Origin of the sequence: Vibrio sp. 10N.222.55.C7 (assembly GCF_041473335.1) — a bacterium.
GTDB lineage: Bacteria > Pseudomonadota > Gammaproteobacteria > Enterobacterales > Vibrionaceae > Vibrio > Vibrio crassostreae_C.
In genome coordinates, this window is record NZ_JBFRSC010000051.1 from 1 (window position 1) to 23332 (window position 23332).

A 23332-nucleotide genomic window follows, 5' to 3' on the forward strand; every position below is an offset into this window, starting at 1 on the left:
CACATTTCAGGACGGGACATAGATTCAAGAAAGAGCTTAGCGAATTGCTGGGCTCTTTTTGTATCGCGACATGATAGCGTCCATTCAGTCCTGCCGTTGGTGTTGGTTATAATATGGTTCGAAAAAGGTTACACGAACTCTAACTCGGGGTGATGGTACGCTTCGTGACAAACCGTGAGCACATGGTCAATGTCTCTTGGCGTCATGTCGGCATTCACTGAAAAACGGATGATGTTTTTGTTCTTGCCAGTAGCAGGGCGGCAGAAAACCGCACCGAACACATCACGTTCTTCTAAGAAGTCACGCACACGCTCCGTGTTTCTTTCATTGCCGCACTCTAGCGCTACAATTTGAGACTCACTGCGGATATTAAAGCCAATTCGCTTTAGCCCCGTAGTCAGCGATTTTGCCCGATTGAATAAGGCTTTTCGTTTGTCTTCCGCACCTTTGATCACCTCCAACGTTTTCTCTAAACGAACCACCTCTTGTGGTAACACCGTCGAGCTAAAAATCGCAGGGTACGCGACAAACGGCAAGGTTCTAGACAGTTGTTTAGGACCAAGGATTGCCCCAGCGCGGTAAGCAAAGGTTTTTGCCAAGCTAACGGTGATGAAGTCGACTTGGTTGGTGAGCCCCAATGCTTGCACTAAGCCTGCACCATTCTCTCCATGTGTACCCAGTGAATGGGATTCATCAACGACGACCGCACAATCAAACTCTTGCGCCATTTCGTAGATGTCGCGTAGTGGGGCAATGGTTCCGATTGTGCTGTAAACAGAGTCGACAACAATGACGCCTGAGCCGTGGCGTTCTAACTGTTTGCGTAGGTGATTCATATTGTTATGCATAAACGGGTGAGCAACTGCGCCGGCAGCCCGAATCCCTTCCCATAGCGACATGTGTGCAAGGAAATCAATATACACAGGTGTGCCCGGTGGGCAGATGGTTTGCAATAGCCCAATATTGGCCGCCCAGCCCGATTGAGAAAGCAAACAGCTCTCCATTCCAACATAGTTCGCAAGCTCAGTTTCGAACGCAGGTTTAGACTGATCATCTTGTAAGAAAATGGCAGACATCACCACGTTGTCATCGTGCTCACAGATCGCCGCTTGATGGGCTTGTTGGATCTGTTTGTTGTGTGACAGCGCTAGGTAATCATTGCTCTGCATCACAACGGCACTGCGCTGGGGGCGTTTACCCAATACCAAATGCTTTTGGCTTTGGTTCTGGGTAATCAGGTCTTGAATATAGAAGTTCAAGCGTTCTTCGATAAAGGAAGGTAGTGGTTTGTTTTTTGTTTTATCACTCATAATAGTTCTCTTCAAATACAGGAAAACGCCAGCGCTGACGGCTGTATATTGACGATAAAAAGTGATGTGTCATTAGCCAAGTTGCATAAATTTGTGGGTGCTTGCAAACTCAGCATTTAAGGGTTTTGAGGCGAGTGGGTTTCCTTACGATTCGGGGCTTTAACCGAATCAAGATAGGAATAATAGCCTTCTTTTTTATGACAAAAGGCTATTAAAATTCGGTGTTCGAAAGGCTTTAAAAAAGCTGATTTTGAAAGGCTACGGGCTGTTAGCTGTGAATGTGGATAAGCTCGATTAAGGCATCCAATTGCTGCTTAGTTTCACCCTCTAACGAATACCCAATATTGATGCGTAAGCAATTACTGTAAAGGTCGAGAGTGCTGAACAGGTGTCCAAGCCTAATATCAATGTTCTTCTCGGTAATGCCCTGAGCAAAGGCTGACTGGTTCAAGCTTGGGATTTGCAGCCAAAGCACCATGCCACCTTGTGGGTTACTTATCTTCACATCTTGAGGAAGGTGCTGAGACAAATAACTTAGGTATTTCTGGCGCAAAGACAAGATCTGAGAGCATCTTCTCCTGACGTGCTTAGCGTATTGACCAGATTCAATAAAGTCAGCAACGGCAAGTTGAGTAGGCAGGGCAACGCCGTAGCTCGCAACTGAGAACTGAGCCTTGTACTCGTTGATAAACCTCCCCGGCAAACACCATCCCAAACGGTAACTCGGTGACAAGCTTTTCGATACTGATCCACACCATAAGACATAGCCGCCTTTGTCATAGTATTTCGCGGGAAGTGGTGTGTGTGAGGAGTAGGACAGTTCAAGATACACATCATCTTCAATGATCGGCACTCGATATTGATTCGCTAATTCGGCAAGCCTTTGTTTTTGACCAGCCGACATATTGATCCCCTGAGGGTTCATATGAGAAGTACAAAAGATCGCGGCATCGACTCGCTTGTTCTTCAAATGCGCTTCCAGTTGTTGCAAGTCGACACCATCATCGAGCGATGGGATTTCTATGATCTGGCGTGACATCTTTCCGAGTAACTCCAGAATTCCGTTGAAACAAGGAGAGCTAATCGCAATGGTGTCGCCTTCTTTGGTACACGATTCAAGTGCAGCTTTTATCGCCGACATGCAGCCAGCCGTAATCACCATCTCTTCAGGTGAAAAGTGCACATCGAGCTTGGCGAAGTGAGTGGATAATGCCTGTCGCAACATCGGCTCACCTTGTGTATCTGGGTAATGGTTGAGCCTACTTCCCATCCGTTTAATAGCGCGACGAAAACTTCGTTCCAATTCAACGATCGACTGCTCATCATTAGTGGTGCTCGAAACCCCTAAAGGCCCATTGATTGAGTTGTGAGTCGATGACGTTTGCTTAACACTCGATATCTTACTCTCAAACTGTACCCACTCAGGCGTTGAGTGAGACGGCTTGTGAGGCGAGACAAAATACCCCGCTTGCGGTCGAGAATGTATCCAGCCTTGTGATTCCAGTTCTTGGTAACAGCTGACCACGGTCGACATGCTGATGGCTTGTTGCTTGGCCAATTGACGCAGCGAAGGCATGCGTCCGCCTTCCGGTCTTTTGCCGGTTTCTATCTCATCGATAAACTGATTGGCTAGCTTTCTGTAGATACTCATTGTCACGACCGTTGTTAACTGTACTGGTTTTTAATGTAAAAATTGTATCTGTACTGGTTTTATTGTTCAAGGGATACTCATTTAAAACAAAGGAGGGGTCAGTATGAAAAGAAATGATTTGTTGTTAGCGGTATTCGTCATGGCGATTTGGGGATTCAACTTCTCGATGATCAAAATGGGTGTGACTAATGTTCATCCGTTGTTGGCAACCGCCGCGCGTTTCTCGCTAGCGGTGATTCCAGTGATATTTTTTGTAGCGAGACCTAATGTCGCTTGGCGCTACTTAGTCAGTTATGGCTTTGTGTTCGGTGTGGGAATTTGGGGTATGGCTTCATGGTCGATCACCGCGGGTTTGTCGTCTGGGCTTTCATCGGTCTTGCTTTCAACCAACGTATTAATCGGCATGGCGGTTGGCGTGTGGGTGTTCAAGGAGAGTGCTTCCGTTCGTAAATTAATGGGTGCGATGCTAGCCATGTGTGCGTTGGCGGTATTGGTATCTGCAGCTACGGGTAATGTCACCGTTAATGGCGTGATCTTGATTATGATTGCGGCGTGCAGTTGGACCTTGATGGGCGTGATTGTTAAGGCATCGAAAACCACTCAAGCTTTTGCGTTCAATGTCTGGGGGATGCTGTTTGCTCCAGTACCATTAGTGTTATTTGCCGTGATGTTACACGGTGACCAAATTATCTGGCAGGGCATCGCACAATGGGATTGGAACACGACGATTGCGGTGCTGTTTCAGGCTTACCCAACCACGCTATTTGGTTATTGGGTATGGAATAAGCTGCTAATCCAATACCCTTTAAGTACGACCGCACCGTTAACCTTGTTAGTGCCTATCTTCGCATTGATTAGCGGTTACTTTATGTATGATGAGGTGCTGTCTGTGGCTCAGGTTGTTGCATCAATACTGTTTCTTGTCGGAATTGGTTTGATTGTGAAACCTGCGAATGTAACGAATACCAAAGCGACACAAACACTTGCCAAGCAAAAGTGATTGAAGAAAGCTGATATTGCATGAGCAGCTTTGAATGACAAATAAGACCTCGCACTTGTGAGGTCTTATTCTATGTCGAAGAAGTGAAGTTATTTAAATAACCAACTTACTAAGCAATCAACTAACCATACACGCAAGTAACTGGCTCTCAAGATCATCGTCTATTTCTAGACCGATCATTTCTATTCTGATTTCGATACACTCATCGAGTTCTGATTCCGTCAAGCCATCCTCTGTTAAGTTGTAACCGAAAACCTCAAAAGAACATAGGCTTTTATAAGTGAATTCGAATTAAATTCTGAAATGATACAAATCTTATATTTAATAACGCTTATTTAGTAACCTCTGTTGAGTCCCATATCAAATCAAGTGGCTGATTTTATTGGGTATCGGAGAAAAGTCTCAAAAATTATTATTTAGTTCGCTAAAGTTTTAAATTCTATTAATGGTTGTTTGTATGGAATATAACGCCATTTCGTTACTGTTGAGTAGATGGTTTTTAGCTATATATGTGAAATTTGAAGCGAGTTATCTTTCTGATTTGAAAGAATAATTAAATAGTTAAGATAAAAAAGTTGGCGAAAATCAGAAGCTTGGCATACACTTTCCTAGTAAATGACCTTATCTCATTGATTGAATAGGGTAAATGCTTTGGCGCTACTGGCGATGGTAGCAATGTTTAACATAGCTTTGAGGAAAGTTTTATGGCACTCACGAAGGCCGATTTGGCTGAGAACCTGTTTGAGACACTCGGATACAGCAAGCGGGATGCCAAGGAAACGGTGGAAGTGTTTTTCGAAGAAGTTCGTAAAGCGCTCGAAAATGGCGAACAGGTAAAACTGTCTGGTTTTGGTAATTTTGATCTTCGCGAGAAAAACGAGCGACCTGGTCGTAACCCGAAAACTGGTGAAGACATTCCAATTTCTGCTCGACGTGTTGTTACTTTTAGACCGGGACAAAAACTAAAGGCCCGTGTCGAAAATATTAAAATCGAGAAGTAGCCAAGCAATAGACCATGCCTAGCGTGGTCTTTTTGTATCTGCATAGAGTTTAAGCTAAACGCATTTCTTTAATTTTTAGTAACCTTTCTCAAACTCCATCTATTTACTGTCCGGTAAGAACTTGCTTTAGATGCGAAAACAGAGGCTAGGCCTCTGACTTTGAATCTTCACTCTAAAGGGCTTGTTGAACCTTACTTGCGATGTCTTCAGACACCCAAGGCTTCCATACCTGTGGTGAGCTTTCTAGAAAGTAATACATGGCTTCTTCGGCGTCGGCTTGGTTGTCTTCCATCCAGGCCAGCAACTCACTCATTTGTTTATTGGTAAAACCACGCTTTTCAAAGTATTGGTAGGCAAGAGGTTCGTTATTAGCAAAGGCTTCTGTGGTGATTGTGTGAACCGGTGCTGGTGGATACATGGTCACTTTAGGAGATTCACAATCAGGTTGTGTCGTACAGTTACGGAATTCCTCAATGTCAGTACCACTTCCGAAATCAACCTTCACCATTTCATACTTACCTAGCACAGGCGTAGGCGACCAGTAATATCCAAACCATGCTTTTTTGCGTTCGTAAGCTTTCGCTATCGTACCTGCTAAAGCGGCGCCTGAGCCGGGATCAACCATTTCAAAATTGTGATCTTCTAACTTAAGCGCATCGAACAGGTGACCGGAGGTAATCTGACAAGTCCAACCCGCAGGGCAGCTATAAAACGCAAACTTCTCATCATCTTCTGGGTGTTCAAACAGCTTTGCGTTTTTAATCACACCTTCAATGGTTGTAAGCTCTGGGTACTGTTCAACAAGGTAGTTTGGTACCCAGAAACCTTCTTCACCGCCGTTGACCAAAGACTTGCCCGCGTAACGTAGACGCTTATCCGCAACACCCTTATCCAACGCTTCTTTGATGCCATTAGTCCAAAGCTCTGGCGCAACATCAGGTTGACCTTTTTCAATCATTGACGTGCCCGTAGGGACGCTATCACCGGGGATTAAGTCCGCTTCACAGCCGTAGCCGTTATTCAAAATGAATTGGTCGACATGAGCAATAGGCTCGCCGAGTTCCAGTTCATGTCTGCAATGGTGATCTTTCCGCATTCGTCAGCACTAGCGTGTACAGAAAACGCAGCAAGTAGCGCGATGGAAAGCATGGATTTGTTATTCTGCATTGACGTAATTCCTTTTCTTGTCAGAAGCTTATTCGCTATAGAAACAGAAATGTTCGACGGAGAAAAGAGACTGAGATCTAAATTTAAACGATCTGATTATTTGGGATAGGAAGTGGAGAGGCTACTCAACAAGTACTAAAAAGGGCTGCGAGTGCAGCCCTTGTGATGTTTATTGGAATAGCCTATCTATGTGTTAAGCCGCTTTAATGTGCGTTGTAATGTACGGTTGCCATGCTTGTTGGTAAAGCTCTAAAGATTGGCGTCGTAGGCTATTGATTTGTGCCGCTTCGATATCGTTGATTGGGCGATGTTCTGCAATTGCGTGACGCTCAATACCTTGGATAATTTCGTACAGCTCGTGCTCAGGACCACTTTTCACATCAGCAATCGCTTTTAAGTGAAGTTGAACCTCTGCAATGATGTTGGTTTTAGGCAAACGAACCAACAAGTTAAGGTCACGGTAACCAGAGTCAGCCGGCGATTTAAACTTATTTTTCAGCTTAACAACGTCTGCTTCACGGCTTAGCGCTTCGTAAACTTCAACCAAGCTCTCTACATCGTTCGCGATGATAGTTGCACGGGCTAAGTCGGTAATTTTTGTCACATCACCATCAAGCTCAAGGGCGATTTTTTCTTCTGCGCGAGCTTGAGATTTAACGCCAGCAAATAGCGCTTCAGAATTGGTGAGTAGGGCAGTACTTTTACAGATAGTTTCTAGTTCAGCTTGGCCTTGATGCGCTTTGCTGTACAAAATATCGAAGTCGGTGTAAGGCTGAGTCGGGCGTGAGTCGAAGGCTTTGATGCCGTAAAGGCCGCTCAAACTATGACGGAATACGTTTGAAGATACTTGGTTTTGCGCAGGAGTGCGCGTTTGATCTGTTGAACTTGTTGAAACAGGTGCTGCTGCGAATGCAGGCGCTCGGCTCAATACCAAAAGCATTAGGGCCGTCGTACGGAGAAATACACTCATTCAAACTCCAAAATACAAGGTTACAAAAAACGGGTAGTCAAAAGGGGTAACCAGTAACGCACAAGAGTAAAAACAGCTTAACTAATTTCACTACATATTAAATGAGGCTAGCTAAGACAGAAACCAATTCTAACGTTTAATATTGCTTTAAAATGTGAAGATATAGCCAAATAACCCAACCGTTAGTTCCGCAATTATCAGAACTTTGAACTTAGCCAGTTTCTGATTTTATCGAAATCAATTTAGTACTTTAAACCAAGCTAAGGTTGCTCTTACCTCTCTATACTGTACCCTTGCATTATGACTGTTTAACATGAACGAAAGATGAATAATCCTGAATTTTGGCACAATAAATGGGCAGCCAACCAAATTGGTTTCCACCTCGAAGATGTAAACCCACTTCTGATTAAATTTTGGGAAAAGACTGAGCCTAGCTACGAGAAGAGTGTGTTTGTTCCACTTTGTGGCAAAAGTGAAGATCTGATTTGGCTAGCTTCAAAGCATGAAGATGTTCAAGGTGTCGAGTTAAGCCAGATTGCGGTTCGCGCATTTTTTGCAGAGCACCTTTATACCCCGACGGTGACTCAAATCAGTGGTCAGCACGAGCTCTACCAATTCGATGAACTGAACATCTACACGGGCGATTACTTTTCAGCGCCAATCCAACCTGTCGATACCATTTATGATCGCGCGTCTTTAGTCGCATTGCCTGAAGAGATGCGAGTGCAGTATGTCGAGCGTTTGAAACAACTACTGAAACCGGGTGGTAAGATTCTTTTGGTAACACTGGATTACGACCAAAACGAAATGGCTGGGCCTCCGTTTAGCGTACCTAAGTTAGAGATTGCTCAATTGTTTGCAGGATACAAAATTACATTGTTGAATCAAGATATAGCGAACGATGAACATCCGAAGATTGCTAAGAAAGGCTTGTCTCGCTTCTGTGAAGAAGTGTATTTGATTGAGTCAGACGCTTAAGTTCAGTCTGCTTAGTTAAGCGAACAGATAACACCAACAAAAAGACGGGCTCGATAGCCCGTCTTTTTATGGTTCAGATTTGAACTCGTGATTGTTCAGAATTGAATAGCAGGTTAGTAAATCACTTTTACTTTTGACGCGCTCTCAATGGCATCTTCAATCGCTGTTTCTGTGCTGTTACGACGAGTAAGCGCCACACCTAAACGACGGCGACCATCGATATCAGGCTTACCAAACAGGCGAACTTGTGTTTGTGGTGCGTCTAGCGCCTCTGTAAGACCTTCAAAGCGGATATTCGTTGAAGTGCCTTGGCCAAGGATAACCGCTGATGCACAAGGGCCGTATTGCGTGATAGATTTGATCGGCATACCGGTAAACGCGCGTACGTGCAGTGCGAATTCCGATGAGTCTTGAGACATCAATGTTACTAGGCCTGTATCGTGTGGGCGAGGGGATACTTCGTTGAAGATAACGTGATCGCCTTTAACAAACAGCTCGACACCAAAGATACCGTGGCCACCTAGTGCATTAACCACTTGTTCAGCCGTGTATTGCGCGGCTTTAAGTGCGTTGTCTGACATCACTTGTGGCTGCCATGATTCGCGGTAATCACCGTCTTCTTGGCGGTGACCGATAGGCGCACAGAAGTGAACACCGTCGACTGCGCGAACGGTAAGTAGCGTAATTTCGTAATCGAAGTCGATGAAGCCTTCAACGATTACACGACCCGCGCCAGTACGACCGCCTTCTTGTGCGTAGTCCCAAGACTTCTGAATGTCTTCCTCTGTTTTGATAACGCTTTGGCCTTTACCTGAAGAGCTCATTACTGGCTTAACAACGCAAGGCATGCCCACGAATTCAACAGCGGCTGAGAAATCTTCAAAGGTGTCTGCGAAGCGGTAAGGTGAAGTGCTCAGTTTGAGTTCTTCTGCGGCTAGACGACGGATACCTTCGCGGTTCATCGTTAGCTTGGTCGCATTCGCAGTTGGAACGACATTTAAGCCTTGCGCTTCTAGCTCTACCAACTTGCTGGTGGCAATAGCTTCAATTTCAGGAACCACATAATCTGGCTTTTCTAGTTCAATGATCGCTTGAAGTGCATCGCCGTCTAACATGTCTAATACATGGCTACGATGCGCAACTTGCATCGCTGGTGCGTCTGCATAACGGTCACAAGCAATAACTTCCAAACCTAAACGTTGGCACTCGATAGCAACTTCTTTGCCGAGTTCACCTGAACCTAATAGAAGTACACGAGTAGCATTTTCACGAGTAGCAGTACCAAACATAGAAATTCCTTCCGATCTTTTGAACGATTGATTGAAAACGGGGTGATCATACTTATTTCAATGACAAAAGCAAACGTTTGCGCAAGTTGTTGCTTTAATTACAGGCATAAAAAAAGCAGCCCTGTTAAATAGGGCTGCTTATTTAAATTTTTGTTAATCAGATGTACTTAGATTGCTAAGTAAGTCACTGGAATGTCGGGATTAATCGCTTCTAATGTAGATTGCGTATCCGCTAGGTGACTGATGCTACCTTCTGCGATTTCAACCAAAGCAGCACTTTCAATTTGTTCGAAATCGAAGCCAGCCAGTTTAAGTTGAATTAACGCGACTTGCAGAGGTGGTAGGCTCGGGTTGAACGCTGCATTTTCAGCGTAAGCTCCCGTAAAAATTTCACCTGACGTCAGTTGTAGTGAAACACCACTTAGGTTTTTGGTGTAAGGAGCATGGCTGCGGTTTAGTGCTGCTAGCGCTTCTACAACAATAGGCGTTGTTTCTTCGGTCGTGTATTTATGATCAAGCTTTGTCATTAGGCCAGTTGTCACACCTAAATCAGCAGGGCCGAACGAGTCTGGCAGGTACTCTTGCAGAGACATTTCATCACGTTGTGGAAGCTGAACTTTAAGTTCTTTTGCTGTTGTCAGTTCGTTCATGAATTGACGACAGTGACCACAAGGACTGAAGTTGATGGTGATATCAGAGATACCTTGCTCGCCTTTCATCCAAGCGTGGCTGATTGCAGATTGCTCAGCGTGTACTGTTTGGCCAAGTTGAGCACCAGCAATTTCAAGGTTTGCACCAAAATACAGAGTGCCAGATAAACCACGCACGATTGCACCAACATAAAAGTCAGATAACGGAGCGTAAGAATAGGCTGCGGCAAAAGGAAGTAGCGCAATACGTAGCTCGTCATCCGCTAAACCACTTGCTTGCAGTAGGCTAGCAAATTGTTCTGGAGACAATGTCGCGTCAAAGTTGTCTGCTAATACGATGTCACTCAAAAGTGCTTTGATTGCTGTTGGAGCACTTTCCAGCGCCAGGGTAATACGACTGTTCATGTTAAATCCTTAATTGACCTTAGGCTTTAATTCTATGCAATGCTCAGGAATTTTCTGTGACTTTGATCACTACTGCGTTGTTGTTGTTACATTGGTTTGCATAATTAGAGTGAGGTCACAGATGAAATCGATTGCAAGAGTAAAAACTACCATTGATATCCCACTTATTGGCCTAAACAGGGCGCGATTTGACTGCTATTGCCGAGTAATTGCGAGAAAAAAGCCCAAGCTATCACTGAAATAATCAGGTTATGCTTGGGCTTATTGATATCTGTAACGCCTAAAAGTCGCGAACCAGTGAGTTTAGCTATTTACCAACTCATCTATTAGAGCGCGTATAAACTGTAATCAAAGTGGTTAAGAGTAGAACCAAACCACAAGCGAAAATATACTCGGCGCGATAATCGAGGTAATGACGCCACAGAGCACAAGCGCCAAAGAACTGAATGCTGCGTCTTCCTGATTCTTTTCAGCACAAGTTGCCGTACCTAAAGCGTGAGACACGGTACCCATGGTTAAACCACGGGCGATCGGGCTCTTAATACCAATGAGGTTGTAGATTGGGTAAGCAAAAATTGCCCCAAATAGACCCACAATCAATACCAGTATTGCCGCAATCGCTGCTTCACCACCTAAATGGCTCGATACTTCCATTGCAATTGGCGTGGTGACTGATTTGCCTAACAAGCTCGCAATCAAAGTTAAGTCCGCTTTAAATGCTACTGCGATCACTGCCGATGTTGTCATCGACATCACACTGCCTAGCGTGCACGCAAAGGTAATGATGCGCCAGTTGGCTCTGATTTGAGGTAGCTGCTCATAAAGTGGGTAAGCAAGTGCAACAACCGCAGGCTGCAGCATGTAGGTAATCCAAGTGTTGTCAGCATAGTAAGTCTCAAACGGTACTCTAAAGAACGTGAGAATCGGAATGATGATACCAATGCTGATAAGCAGGGGGTTACACAGCGGCGAGTTTACTTTTTGACTTACCCAGCGAGCAAATAGGAATACCACGATGGTGAGTAGAATCCACATGATCAGTTACCTCTCGAAAGCAAGCGGTCTAAGAACCATGATAAGGATACTAACACCAATAATGTGCCACCAACGGCGCTCGCCATAATTGGCAATGCGTTCGCGATGAGCATGTCGAAGTGATCCATCAACCCAACACTGATCGGAACAAACAGTAAGATCATTAGGCGGATAATCAAGCTTGCGCCGGGTTGTACCCAGTGCGAAGGAACAATACCAATCACCATGGCGGCAAACAGAATCAACATGCCAAAAATACTGCCAGGGATTGAGGTATCCAAAAAGTGCTGTAACGCGTTACCTGCTGTAAGTGCACCTATGATTAAGGTGAAGGAGATTAAGCAGTAAACCAGTTGGATCAATCTTTCTTTCAAAGTGTTACGTCTCTTGATAATGGAATTAGCTAGCTAACTTTTCTACGTATTGATAAACCGCCTTCAAGATAGCCATTTTCTTCTCGTCGCATTCATGTTCATGCGCGAGGTTTTCAAGGTTTAGCATGTACTCTTCTAAACGGCTTTCATAAAACTCACGACAATGGTTCGCCCATTTCAATTGCTCAGCTTCGTCGAGCGTCCATGGGAAGTTACGCGCACGGTAACGGAACAGTAACGGTTTAATACGTTCATCACCGAAGGTGATATCTAAAGCTGCCAAGTTATTTGGGTCAGTTTCGCGAATGATGTTCATCGCTGTTTTATCAGCAGGTGAGAAGAAACCGTCATAAAGGTGTGTATCAACATCATCACTCTTTTCGTACTCTCGCTCTTGTGAGTACAGGCCGATCAGTTTTTCGCGGATCTCTGGGTGTTCGCGCAGCAGTGCCAAGTTCTTCAAGCATTGTTGGCGATCAATACCGATGGTTTCGGCATTTTCAGCCGTCAGCGTTTTGGCTGGAGCAAGAATAGGGCACTTGTTCAGTTGAACCAATTTGATGGGTACGGGTAGCTCGTCTTCACCCAGTTCACTGCGTTTGGTGTAGAGTCTGTCTCTGAGTTCATCAGCGTCCAGTTCTAACAGTGGGCTTGGATCTTTGGCTAAATCAACCACGATAACGGCATTTTGATTGGTTGGGTGCCAAGCCATAGGCACAATCCAACTTGTGTAGTTGCAGTCACGGCCAAACATGCCCGAAACGTGCATCAATGGTGTCATGTTTACGATATCAACCAGATCATTCAGCTTACGCTTATGACGCATGTTGTAAAGGTAATCGAACATCTTAGGTTGCGCAGCTTTCAGCTTCTTCGCTAACTCGATGGTCGCAATAACATCGGCCATCGCATCGTGCGCGTTCTCGTGTTCAATGCCGTTTGCCACAGATAGGTGTTCCAGTTTGAAGCTTGGGTAACCTTCTTCGTTCTCTGGCCAAACAATGCCTTCAGGACGCAGTGCGTGAACAGCGCGCATTACATCTAACAGATCCCAACGAGAGTTGCCATTCTGCCAGCTCCACGCATATGGGTCGATGAAGTTTCGGTAACAGGTGTAACGCGTTACTTCATCATCAAATCGAATACTGTTGTAGCCAAGGCTTGTGGTGTTAGGTTTCGCTAACTCAGCATGGATCTTAGCGATAAACTCTGGCTCAGGGAGACCTTGTGAAGCCGCTTTTTGTGGTGTGATACGGGTGATCAGTGCAGCTTCAGGCGCAGGGAGGTAATCAGCGGGAGGTTGGCAATAGATAACCAGAGGCTCTCCAATAACATTGAAATCTTGGTCGGTACGAACACCCGCAAACTGACTCGGACGGTCTTTTGCTGGGCTAACGCCCCATGTTTCGTAATCGAAAAAGAAGTAGGTTGGCTGATTATCTGAACTCATTGAATTTCCTGAACAGCAAGCGCGGAACGTTTACTGTGGCTGAAGGTTAGTTTTGTTCAGTATCTGATAGTATGCGGTACGCGTGCAACCCAGATCACAAATAAATTGCCGGAAAACGGTGCTTTACTATTCAATCGAGTCAGTGGGGAAGGTTTTGAAACCAATTGAGGCGGTTTCTTAGTTAATACAATCTGTCTATCGTCCGTTTAATCCGATGGAGGCGAGAGTATCAACTGGACTTTCTGTTTCATGGTCAACTCTCGGTTCTTCAGATCTTTGAATATGGCCTTCCATTCTTGAAAGGTGACCACTATCGGATTAAAACTGTTTACGGGTTTGGTGACGCCGTAACGCACGGTTTCAACTTCAGGTTCGAACGTACCAAACAACTTATCCCAAATGATCAAAACACCGGCGTAGTTCTTATCGATGTATTGCGGGTTTTTGCCGTGATGTACTCGATGATGCGAAGGGGTGTTAAAGATGTATTCAAGTGGTCCCAAGCTTCGTATCCATTGTGTATGGACAAAGAACTGCAAACCTAGATTCAGAAGCACCACAAAGATGACCCATTTAGGGTCAAAACCTATGATGACCAACGGTACCCAGAATAGCCACATCCCAGCAAGTGGGTACATTAAGCTTTGACGGAAAGCCGTACTGAAGTTCATCTGTTCTGAGCTGTGGTGCGCGACGTGTGCTGCCCACATCCAGCGAACACGATGGCTTGCTCTGTGGAACCAGTAATAGCAAAAGTCTTGCAACACCATCAATACAACAAAACTCAGCACGCCCATTTCAATGTCCATTAAGCGCCAACCAAACATCCAGAGATACAGCTGCACGACCAATAACCCGGTGAGCAAATCGGAGAGTTGATGCATTCCCGCCAGCGTGAAATTACACATCACTTCTGAAAGCTTATAGCTGGAGTTATCAGGCAGTCGACCTTGCTTCTGACCGATAAAATACTCAGCCAACATGCACACCACGAACAAGGGCGCTAATACCAGCAGTAGCCATTCTGGGTAATTGATTAATGCGTCGATATTCATGTTTTATCCTTGTTGAGACGCCATACGCGTTCTTAGTATCAAGTTTACTTAGACTTGCTCGCCTGAAATTCAGTTAGCAAAATTTCGCTACCAGCGAGCAAAGTGATCTTCTGTTAGGCCAAGAACACCATCGAGTTGATGTGTCACTCCATTGTTGTCTTCAATCGAGCCAGAAAAGTGACCAATGAACTGACGAAAGTTACTTTTTAACAGCCATAAATTGAGCTTTTCGCTGCGATTATTTAAGGGCGTAAAGGTCAGGTTTATACGTCCATCTTGTGATGTTATCTGCCAAGGTAAATTGGTGTCTTGGCGACTAAACGCAAACTGTACCGGGTTAAGTAAGTGCCGAGTTCCATTGATCCATAAAACGTTCTCGCAGCCTCCGGTTTCATTGACGCCTGCTGCGAGGTTCAAGCCAATATCTGTCCCATTGGATTGCGTGTTGATGCTTGCCCAGCGCCAACTGGTTTCACGTCTCATGTAACCCGCTGAAAAGTCATAACCGGCACGAGCTTGTTCGAGAACGAGTGATTCTCCCTTGATTTGGATTTCACCGCTGATGCGCAAAGCATTGTGCTTTTGGGTGTAAGTCCAACCTGAATAACCCGTTGGGCTGCACATCGCCATGGGCAAGCTGTCGGTTTCAGGCTCTAAAGAAATATCGGCCTTGATGAATTTCGTATTCAAGCGAACTCGCCATTGTCCGCCCTCGATATAGAAAGCAATGCTTTGATCTGCAATGCTTGTCTTTCCTTCAAATGGTGAAGGCGTTACATGCTTATCAAACCCTAATGGCCTCAACCAAGATGACTCTTGCAGATGGTTGTTTTCTATGTCGTACAGATAACAAAATGCCGAGCCTAAGTAGCGAATATCCGCGATAGCGACGCCGATAATGTGTGTGTCGGTGACGATGCTGACAAACTGGAATTGCTTATAGTGGAAGTGCTTCTGCCAAGGGTTTGCTTTTGAATCCATCGAGTTTCGGTAGTCAAAGTTCTCGATGTTTAGGTGTTTAAGGATGCCATCGAAATGCCCAATGATCGGCTGACCATTAGAATTAATCAAACTGTGTGGGGCTGGGTTGGTTTTTATCATTGCGATGGTTCACATTAATTTAACAACTAAAGCCATTGTGCGATGAGTAGCGTAGAATTGGGAGGTCATATTCGGACAAGAGCGCGTTACCAATCACGATTTTGTCAGTAGTGTTGTTGAAGCTGAGTAGTCATGTTTATGGGAATGGGCTCGATATAAGGAGAGACGATTGGAGATTATCGCGGAGTATAAGCCGACCGGACATCGGCATCAGTTGGGTACATTAGATATCGCGCTGCTGTTGAATACGCTAGAGCAACGAGGTATCGATATTGAAAGGCTACTCAATGATGTGGGTTTGCCGAACATAGATTGGCGAGACCCGAATGGAAAGCTGACTTACGCTGATAAACTAGCGTTATTTAGCGTGGCGAATCAGAGCTTTCCTCACGATGGCTTAGGGCTTTGGCTGGGGGAACACGCTAGCTTGAGCCACTTTGGTGTGTTGGGTTATGCGCTATCTACCAGTCAAAATGTCGGGGAGGCCATCAAGTCGGGCTTTAAATATCTGCGCCTGAACGGTCCTATTTTCTCGGTTAAATTGTTTCTAGATTCCGAGCATGCAGTGATTCAGATTGAGAACACCTTGGAAGTGGGCGATCTGCTCCCTTTCTGCAGTGAGTATTTCTTAAGTTCCATCGTCTCTTTGTTCAAAGAACTGACTGGTCATGAGCTGGATATTCACACTTTGGCTTTGCCTTATGCTCGTCCCAATTACGCTAAGCTCTATGACGACCGTTTCCAGTGCCCTGTAGTTTTTGAGCAGAGCCATTGTGAATTGCGTTTTGATGCCTCGGTTTTATCACAGACCTTATTGACTCATGATGCCGCGACACTGAAGCGCTATCTTGCGTCTTGCCAGTCGATAGTCGAAACGTTGGACTCTGAGCATCTGCTGACTAATCAGATCAAAACGATCTTTTATCAAACCGCAGGTAGTTTCCCGAATATTGAACAACTCGCGGATGAGTTTGGTTGTAGCTCTCGTACACTCAGGCGAGAGCTAGTGACCCATGAATCCAGTTACCAAATATTGCTTACCGAAGTTCGAGTGGAGCTGGCCAAAGAGCTATTACTCGGCACAACCATGAGCATTGATGACATCGGTGAAAGGCTCGGTTATAGCGACCCTGCAAATTTCAGAAGGGCGTTTAAAGGTTGGCTCAATAAAACGCCCGCTCAGTTTCGTGATGGTTTAAGTTAAGGCGTTACTTGCTAAAGAACTGCTCCCTGAAATCGGTGAATTGCTGTTGATAATAACTGTCCCAATCTTGTTGAGTCCAAGTGGCATAACTTGATGAGCGCTGAGAGTCTAAGGTTGCTTTGAGCTGATCCAGTTGCTCGTGATAACTCATCACGGTTTGTTGCTGTTGTGCGACTTGTTGTTCTCGCGCGGCAATGTTGCTGGCCTGCGCTTCATCTAAGTAGGCATCTTGAAGGTCGGCTTTGACTGATGCTACTTCAGCAGGGCTATAGCTGCTGGGTATCAAAGATACTGCCAGTTCATATTTTTGAAGCTGTGTTTCGGCGTTTAACGTGCCCGTATTGTTTTGCCATTCACTAAGCAAATCTTGATAGTTGGCCAAAAACTGGCTCGCTTCGTTCTTTTCAAGGGTGTTAGCGTCAAGCGTAAAATCCAGATGAGCAAACTGGTCAGCGAATAGCTGGTGGGCCAACTCTCCCCATACTTGTTGTGCAGATTGCTTGAATAAGGCAACACGATCTTCAAGAGTCTCTATGGATTCAAGTGGGATAGTGCTTTGTGTTAATTGCCAGTCAGCCGATAGCTGCGGATAGTCGCTCAGTAACTCAAACCATATGCCCGGCAATTCTGATTTCAATCGTGCGAGTTGCTCTGCGCAGTCATCGCGTTGTTGGCAAAGCTTCCAGAACCCATCGAGTTCATCGAACAAAGCCTTGCCTTCAAGCTCACTCAAGTTTTCAGCAAGAATTTTACCGTCCAGTGCTCCAGCTTGGGCTTGATTGCTGTGCGATGCGGAGTTTTCCGAACTAGCGGTTGCAGTAGGCGTGGAATTATCGTCATTAGTTGTCGTAGAAACACGCGGCTTAGGTTCTGTGTGTTGAGCAGAAGATAGCGCTGTTTCGTTCGTTTTTGATGACCACGAATAGCCAATAATACTCGCCGTTAAGACGAGCATTAGGGTTAATATAACTCGATGCATTATGCGTTCACCGAGTTACTTAATGACGGCGCTAACAGGGAAGTGGTCTGAAAGGTTGTAGTGCTTCCATAACTCACTGCTTGTTGATCTTGGGACATCCACACGATTGTCGTTATGAGCTTTGGCGGCATATTCCGAGCTCACTACCACATAATCGAGATACTCAACGTTTTCACCACCCGACATAGGTTCACCCGCAAAGTTGTTGATGCGTGGGTCAAAGGTAGAAGCGGTGTAACCTGAGTAGGTTGGTTCATCAGCCTGCAGGTTAGCGAACATCTGTTGGTAGTCGTCTGGGAACTTGAGCTTGTTCACGTTGAAGTCACCGCTGTAAACCACAGTTTCTGATGCCGGGATATTCAGAGACTGCGCCAGTGCACGCATCTGCTTGAATTGACGTTGTCGGTAATCACGAGCGGTGTCCGTATCGAATGATGCCGTGTGGGTACCGAAAACATGGTAAGCCTGACCATTCTTGATCACTTCCGCGTAGTTAACACCTTTATCAGCAAAGCAATCTGTGCCCGTACAATCAGGGAAAACATACTGCGCTTCATTAACGATAGGATAGCGGCTGACAATGATCACACCACCGTCGTATATGTTAATCCCATCTTTATCGAGCATTTTAGTTTGATAAGGATACTCTTTCGCAAGCTCACGCAAGAACTCATCTCTGCCGTTGGCAAACACCTCTTGAAGCGCCAACACGTCATAGCCCTTTACATATTGAGGGAGTAGGTCATAGCGGTCACCAATATGTGAAGCGATGGCAGGCAGCGCCCAGATGTTGTAAGTCATGACCTTGAGTGTATTGGCATCCGGCTCTGGTTGCTCATCCACTTTTGGTGGGGTGATGGTGTAATAAATATCATCATAGCGCGCTGTAGAATCGGCTTTGAGGGCTAGCTCTGCATTGACCCCGAACGCATCGGTTGTGCTGCGATGAATATTACGATCGTCATGCAATGTTAGGTTGACGTCTGCGGCACTCAAACCATGTTGCAGTGTCGAGTTATACCAATGTCCCTTCATGGTTTGGTTGAGCGTGACACTTTCGCCCACAGCGTTTGATACCACAGTGTCAAACTCATAGGTCTTCCCAGATTTCACACCAGTCCAGCGGTTGAAACTTATCAGCTTCTTCGTCTCCCAAGGACCAATCTGTTCAACATGCTGTTGCCACTCATCACCGAGTTGAAGCAGGTCGGTACCAGTGTGGTTGGCTTGAATGGTCATCACTTGATTGGTGTTATTGGTGAGATACACGTCGGTGTCTGCGATCGCAGAGGTCGAAGCGATTGATGTGGATGCCACAAGTGCAGCTAACCAAGTCCATTGAGTTTTCATCGTTTACATTATCCTTATTGATTGATGTTTAGAATAACGTAGTCAAGAGTTATGACATTGGAGTTATAACTCTATGGCATTTATTCAAATATGAGATATATGACAAGGTTTTATAAAATTGATCAACCATTGAAAATTAACATATTGTCTTATCGGAATGATAAGTGGTACGCGCGCGAATAATAGGGTCAGTTAATGCTTTCGAGTCGGTGGAACAGCCAATATTGGCATGCTTAAGTGAAAACTGTGTGTCGCGGTAAAGTGGAGGTTGTGAGCAACAAGAAGGGAATATGGACACAGCTTAGAGCTATCAGCATAAATTTTGCGATTGTTCTGTAATTTACTCTTGTTCAGTAAACAGAAACCTCAAAAACAGGTATGATAGTGCCGTTTTTAATCCTGAACTGGGAAAGTCATGGCAAAGTTAACACTCCAAGAGCAGATGCTTAAAGCTGGCTTGGTAAATGAGAAAAAATTAAAGAAGGCGAAGAAAGGCTCTAAAAAGTCTCGCGTTCAGTCTCGTGAAGCAAAAGCGGCAGCTGAAGAAACTAAACTGGCGCAGCAAGCGAAAGACAAAGAGCTAAACCAACAGTTGAAAGAACAACAGTTGAGCAAAGAAATTAAAGCTCAAGTGAAGCAACTGATTGAGATGAACAAGATCGAACAGAAGAACGGTGAGATCAAATACAACTTCACCGACGGTACGCTAGTTAAATATCTTTACGTAGAAGAGCTGACTCAAAAGCAACTAAGTAAAGGCATTCTAAGTATTGCTCGTCAAGGCGAGAGCTATGTTGTTATTCCAACAGCAGTAGCGAACAAGATTGCTATGCGCGACGAAGAATCTATCGTTGATACGCAGGCAGGTAGCACAGACGAAGTAGACGAAGATGACCCGTACAAAGACTTCGTGATCCCAGATGATCTAATGTGGTAATCCGTTTTACCTAGCTCCATTTTAATGGTTAGCTAAGTTTACAGGATCTAAGAATGCAGCGAACAATCACTCGATTGGCGCTGCATTTTTTTTGGCGCGAAATGACTTCAACAAATCTTGAATAACGCTTAGTGTTCTGACATGCCGTAAACAAGGCTATCGTTGGCACTTGCATGATCGATAAAATCGGTATTAGCGCGCTGTTCGTGTTGGTCATAGCCATCGAAGTAACAGTCGCCAATTTCATTGCGCGGGCAAACGTGAATGTGGTCTTTGATGACCAGTTCGGTAGAGCAGCATGGGCAGTGTTTTACATGTCCAGTGAGTACCGTAGATCGATTTGGTTTCATACATCCTCCTGATAGGCACTGTAATCTGATTGCCAATTTGCACCCTAAGTTACGCAAATTAGTGTGTCGTTATGATTTCATTTTTAAGTCAATGAAAAACGATTCAGAAAGTGAATACTTAGCGGCTAATACAGATGTATGACTGAGAGAATGTAAGACGAATCAAGCCCAGAGCAGACGCAATGGGCTTGGAATAACAGCTGAAACTTTCTATGGGCTTATGGCTGCATTGGGGTAAGCGTTAGCTGAGCGCTGTTATAACCCAGTTGCGCTAGGGCTGCAGGGTCGAAGTCAGTCAGAACCTTGATGTCACCAGCGTAGTAGGGTTTGTAATCGCCTGAAGGTGTCATGGCGTTAAATGAATCAATAGAGTGCTCGGTACCAATATCGATCATTCCAGAATATTGTGACTCCGCACTAAACTGGCCTGAAACATAGGTGTAGAAAGGACGGACACTGGCACCTGCGGCGTACTGCATGCTACTTAAACCATTGGTGTTGATTGCCCAGCTCCAATCCCACCATTTCATCTCTCCAGGAATATAACGGTGATCCCATTGGTAGCGGATATTGGCTTGATCTTCGCTGGTGGTTCCCATGGTAAAGGTGTGAGAGACCGTCGGGCGGTTTGTTGGGTGTGAGCTTAGCGCATTGCCGCTATAACGAAGGAAACCTGTGAAGTTCACGTCGTAACTCATGCTGGTTTTGATACGGTATGGGTAAGTGATGGTAGAGCGTAAGAACTCTACTTGAAAAGGAAGTACTGAGTGAGCAGGCACGGTGATGATGGCTTCCAGTTCTGTTGGTTCAAAACGAGCACCACTGTTGGTATCGGAGAAACGTTGGCCATCTTCTAGCGCTACTCTTACTTCTGTCTTTCCAACTTGTGGCCAATGAAAGGTTTCATCAATGACGACTGAATCAGCAAGGTCGAAGCGTTGGGTTTTACTCCATTGTGTGGATTGCTCAAAATGAAGGTCAACGACGATTTGTTTAGACTGATCGTCGTCATTGATTGCATAAGCCGAGACGGTTTCAATCAGTTCTTGGTCGGTCTCTGTCATAGAACCGTGTAAAAACGATGTGTTATCGAGCGTGTAAGCGAAGTTATCAACAGTGATGCTTGTCTTCTCATCACAGCGATCACCGGCACAGCTTCCATCGTTATTGCCTTTAATCTCCCAACCATTGTTAAGCGGTTTTATTGCCATGTCTTGGCCGACGTAACGCGCGCTATCGCCTCCAACCCAAGCGTAACCGAGGTTATGGGCCAAGTAACTCAGTGGCCTGATAAAGTTCGTGTTGTCGCTGACTAAGGCGCGTTGAATATCAAGGTTATTGTTCGTTTCGATAGCTTGCGCTTCGTAGTAAGGCAGGCCTGCGTCTGGGGTATTGGGGTAGCACCAAGTATTGTCACTTGGTTGTCCTTGTTTGATGAGCCCGTGGTAGCCAGACCCCATGATCACCCAGTCATTTTTAAGGCCAGCAATGTCCCACACATTCATGCGAGATAGTAGGGCGGTTTTGTGTTCTTGAGCTTCTGTATTACTGAGCGGACGATAATCGGAACGGCAGATATCTTCACCGAGGTTATCCAATACGATTTGGTCTGAATATATCTTGGCATGAGTGGCAAAAGAGATGAAACAGAGGGCAGAGCTAAATAGAACGGTTTTACTGACGTTAAGCATGAATAAGTTCCTAAATGCCATTATTTGGCTATTTTTATTAGAATCGAGTTATTAGATTTTATTGATATTATTTAAAGCCGAGGGGCTCTAGCGGGGTGTACTTTGTCATATAAAACAATGCCAAAAATACTGAAATGAATTGAAAATAAATACTTATAGATATCAGGAGGTTGTACTGATCAACTTGTTGTTTGATAAAGACTTATCTTGATGACTTCAATTAGTTTCAACAATCCAATCTATGGGTGATTAATTGTTGAACGTTTCTGTTTTTGAAGCCTCGTTATTTGGTATGTTGGCTTGGAAAATTTAGGCCAGCAAGATGGATTAGATAGGTTTATTGTTTAAAGGAGGGGGAAGTACTGAGTAAGCCAAATAAGGAGGGATGTTGTGATAAGCAAGATCGAAAAATGCAGCCAACAACCGTTCGATTGCTGCTGCATTTTTTATTGTTCGAGTTAACTTAATTGGAAGAGATTAAGCATCACCTGGTTTTTCGCGTTTGCTGTTCCAACCCATAAAGTTGTAAATGTTGTAACGAGCAAAGCCAATCTGTTCATGCAAAGCAAAATCTGTGACCGCAAAGTTGTACCACAATGGCAACCATGAAATTTGAGCAGCCATATAGTCGGCTCTCACTGGAATAACATTCAAGCCGAAGTGGTTGAAGTAGAGCTCGCTACGACGAATATGTAGGCCAGATGAAACCAACACAATATTGTCGAATTTATGATGCTTCATTAGGTCACTAGTGAGCTGAGCGTTCTTCCAAGTGTTGACGCTATTTGGCTCTTGAATGATGTCACCCATCGGAACGCCAAGTCTCAGCAATTGTTGCTGATAAACTTCTGCTTCGGCAACACCGTTATTTTGTGCATCGCCACCACTGATGATCACTTTGCATGTGGTTTGGGTTTTGGCGCAATCTTTATATTGGCTGGCGGTTTCACTGATTCGGCCAAAAGAGAAAAAGGCTGGCTCGAACTCTTGCGTGCTTTTAATTAACTGCGTTCCCGCACCCAGAAGAACAATGGCGTTATTGTCAGACCATTGGATATCAGGCTTATTTTCGTAATCGGCTTGCAGATCGTTCAGTAAATAACGAGGAATTAAACCTGAACCAATCAGCACAAATGACGATATAAGAACAAGAGATAAAAACAGAGAGGTTTTTCGCCACTGAAGTAAACGTGTAAAGCCTACGAATAGCAGAAGAAGTAATAATATAATAAAGCTCATGAGGATCCTGTTATCGAACTGGTGCCAAGATGATGTGACATACTGAAGCGGTGCATCATATATCAGTTATGTTAATCATTCATAGGTAACTCATTGTATTATTGAACAAATGCACGATTTCTTTCTATCAAGAACAATCATCGATG

The 23332-nt window shown here is 44.8% G+C and carries 20 protein-coding genes and 2 pseudogenes; 5 read left to right on the forward strand and 17 right to left on the reverse strand.

Annotated elements, in window-relative coordinates:
• Positions 1–128: 128 nt before the first annotated feature.
• Positions 129–1310 carry an alpha-hydroxyketone-type quorum-sensing autoinducer synthase gene (gene cqsA / locus AB4482_RS17415; protein WP_372138780.1) on the reverse strand — a complete coding sequence of 394 codons (1182 nt, stop codon included), beginning with the start codon at positions 1308–1310 and terminating at the stop codon, positions 129–131.
• A 268-nt stretch (positions 1311–1578) separates the two neighbouring features.
• On the reverse strand, positions 1579–2961 hold the full coding sequence (locus AB4482_RS17420) for a PLP-dependent aminotransferase family protein (protein ID WP_372133235.1): 1383 nt from the start codon (positions 2959–2961) through the stop codon (positions 1579–1581).
• Positions 2962–3064: 103 nt separating this feature from the next.
• Here AB4482_RS17420 and AB4482_RS17425 point away from each other — a divergent pair, with 103 nt between their 5' ends.
• Positions 3065–3961, forward strand: coding sequence for an EamA family transporter (locus AB4482_RS17425; RefSeq protein WP_372133233.1), 897 nt, complete (start codon positions 3065–3067; stop codon positions 3959–3961).
• Positions 3962–4078: 117 nt separating this feature from the next.
• Here AB4482_RS17425 and AB4482_RS17430 read toward each other — a convergent pair.
• Positions 4079–4216, reverse strand: a pseudogene (locus AB4482_RS17430) (GTP-binding protein); the annotation flags it as partial.
• Between the two features lie 449 nt (positions 4217–4665).
• Between AB4482_RS17430 and ihfA the strand changes: the two are divergent.
• Entirely contained in the window at positions 4666–4962 is a 297-nt protein-coding gene (ihfA, locus tag AB4482_RS17435; RefSeq protein WP_004734853.1) for an integration host factor subunit alpha, read from the forward strand.
• A 172-nt stretch (positions 4963–5134) separates the two neighbouring features.
• Here the strand turns inward: ihfA and AB4482_RS17440 are convergent.
• Positions 5135–6129: pseudogene (locus AB4482_RS17440) on the reverse strand (ABC transporter substrate-binding protein).
• Positions 6130–6322: 193 nt separating this feature from the next.
• Entirely contained in the window at positions 6323–7099 is a 777-nt protein-coding gene (locus tag AB4482_RS17445; protein ID WP_017059130.1) for a RelA/SpoT domain-containing protein, read from the reverse strand.
• Positions 7100–7423: 324 nt separating this feature from the next.
• Between AB4482_RS17445 and AB4482_RS17450 the strand changes: the two genes are divergently transcribed.
• A complete protein-coding gene (locus AB4482_RS17450) occupies positions 7424–8077 on the forward strand; it encodes a thiopurine S-methyltransferase (RefSeq protein WP_372117441.1) in 654 nt (217 codons plus the stop codon).
• A gap of 113 nt (positions 8078–8190) precedes the next feature.
• Here AB4482_RS17450 and purT read toward each other — a convergent pair whose 3' ends face one another.
• The 7 genes from purT to AB4482_RS17485 form a co-directional block, all read right to left on the reverse strand.
• Complete coding sequence (gene purT, locus AB4482_RS17455; RefSeq protein WP_017059132.1) at positions 8191–9366, reverse strand: formate-dependent phosphoribosylglycinamide formyltransferase; 1176 nt, start codon at positions 9364–9366, stop codon at positions 8191–8193.
• A gap of 167 nt (positions 9367–9533) precedes the next feature.
• A complete protein-coding gene (gene cdd / locus AB4482_RS17460; protein ID WP_065676922.1) occupies positions 9534–10421 on the reverse strand; it encodes a cytidine deaminase in 888 nt (295 codons plus the stop codon).
• A gap of 357 nt (positions 10422–10778) precedes the next feature.
• Positions 10779–11456: an LrgB family protein gene (locus tag AB4482_RS17465; protein WP_372133231.1), complete on the reverse strand. Its 678-nt coding sequence runs from the start codon at positions 11454–11456 to the stop codon at positions 10779–10781.
• A gap of 2 nt (positions 11457–11458) precedes the next feature.
• On the reverse strand, positions 11459–11830 hold the full coding sequence (locus AB4482_RS17470) for a CidA/LrgA family protein (protein ID WP_004734867.1): 372 nt from the start codon (positions 11828–11830) through the stop codon (positions 11459–11461).
• Between the two features lie 25 nt (positions 11831–11855).
• Complete coding sequence (gene sbcB / locus AB4482_RS17475; protein ID WP_372181322.1) at positions 11856–13280, reverse strand: exodeoxyribonuclease I; 1425 nt, start codon at positions 13278–13280, stop codon at positions 11856–11858.
• Positions 13281–13486: 206 nt separating this feature from the next.
• Positions 13487–14335: a sterol desaturase family protein gene (locus tag AB4482_RS17480; RefSeq protein ID WP_372133226.1), complete on the reverse strand. Its 849-nt coding sequence runs from the start codon at positions 14333–14335 to the stop codon at positions 13487–13489.
• An 87-nt stretch (positions 14336–14422) separates the two neighbouring features.
• Positions 14423–15436, reverse strand: coding sequence for a DUF2804 domain-containing protein (locus AB4482_RS17485; protein ID WP_017070924.1), 1014 nt, complete (start codon positions 15434–15436; stop codon positions 14423–14425).
• A gap of 169 nt (positions 15437–15605) precedes the next feature.
• On the opposite strand from AB4482_RS17485, the gene AB4482_RS17490 reads away from it, so the two are divergent.
• Entirely contained in the window at positions 15606–16640 is a 1035-nt protein-coding gene (locus tag AB4482_RS17490; protein WP_017070923.1) for an AraC family transcriptional regulator, read from the forward strand.
• 4 nt (positions 16641–16644) lie between these two features.
• Here the strand turns inward: AB4482_RS17490 and AB4482_RS17495 are convergent, their stop codons facing one another.
• Complete coding sequence (locus tag AB4482_RS17495) at positions 16645–17595, reverse strand: chromosome partitioning protein ParA (protein ID WP_372133262.1); 951 nt, start codon at positions 17593–17595, stop codon at positions 16645–16647.
• Positions 17596–17634: 39 nt separating this feature from the next.
• A complete protein-coding gene (locus AB4482_RS17500) occupies positions 17635–18969 on the reverse strand; it encodes a sphingomyelin phosphodiesterase (protein WP_102427807.1) in 1335 nt (444 codons plus the stop codon).
• A gap of 415 nt (positions 18970–19384) precedes the next feature.
• Between AB4482_RS17500 and AB4482_RS17505 the strand changes: the two genes are divergently transcribed.
• Positions 19385–19906, forward strand: coding sequence for a DUF2058 domain-containing protein (locus tag AB4482_RS17505; RefSeq protein ID WP_010441213.1), 522 nt, complete (start codon positions 19385–19387; stop codon positions 19904–19906).
• A gap of 128 nt (positions 19907–20034) precedes the next feature.
• Here AB4482_RS17505 and AB4482_RS17510 read toward each other — a convergent pair whose 3' ends face one another.
• The 3 genes from AB4482_RS17510 to AB4482_RS17520 all read right to left on the reverse strand — a co-directional run bounded on the left by AB4482_RS17510 (position 20035) and on the right by AB4482_RS17520 (position 23186).
• Positions 20035–20256 (reverse strand): hypothetical protein, encoded by a 222-nt coding sequence (locus tag AB4482_RS17510; RefSeq protein ID WP_017059142.1) that lies wholly within the window; start codon positions 20254–20256, stop codon positions 20035–20037.
• 218 nt (positions 20257–20474) lie between these two features.
• Positions 20475–21947 carry an aerolysin family beta-barrel pore-forming toxin gene (locus AB4482_RS17515; RefSeq protein WP_372181324.1) on the reverse strand — a complete coding sequence of 491 codons (1473 nt, stop codon included), beginning with the start codon at positions 21945–21947 and terminating at the stop codon, positions 20475–20477.
• A 477-nt stretch (positions 21948–22424) separates the two neighbouring features.
• A complete protein-coding gene (locus AB4482_RS17520; RefSeq protein ID WP_017065514.1) occupies positions 22425–23186 on the reverse strand; it encodes a YdcF family protein in 762 nt (253 codons plus the stop codon).
• Between the last annotated feature and the right edge of the window lie 146 nt (positions 23187–23332).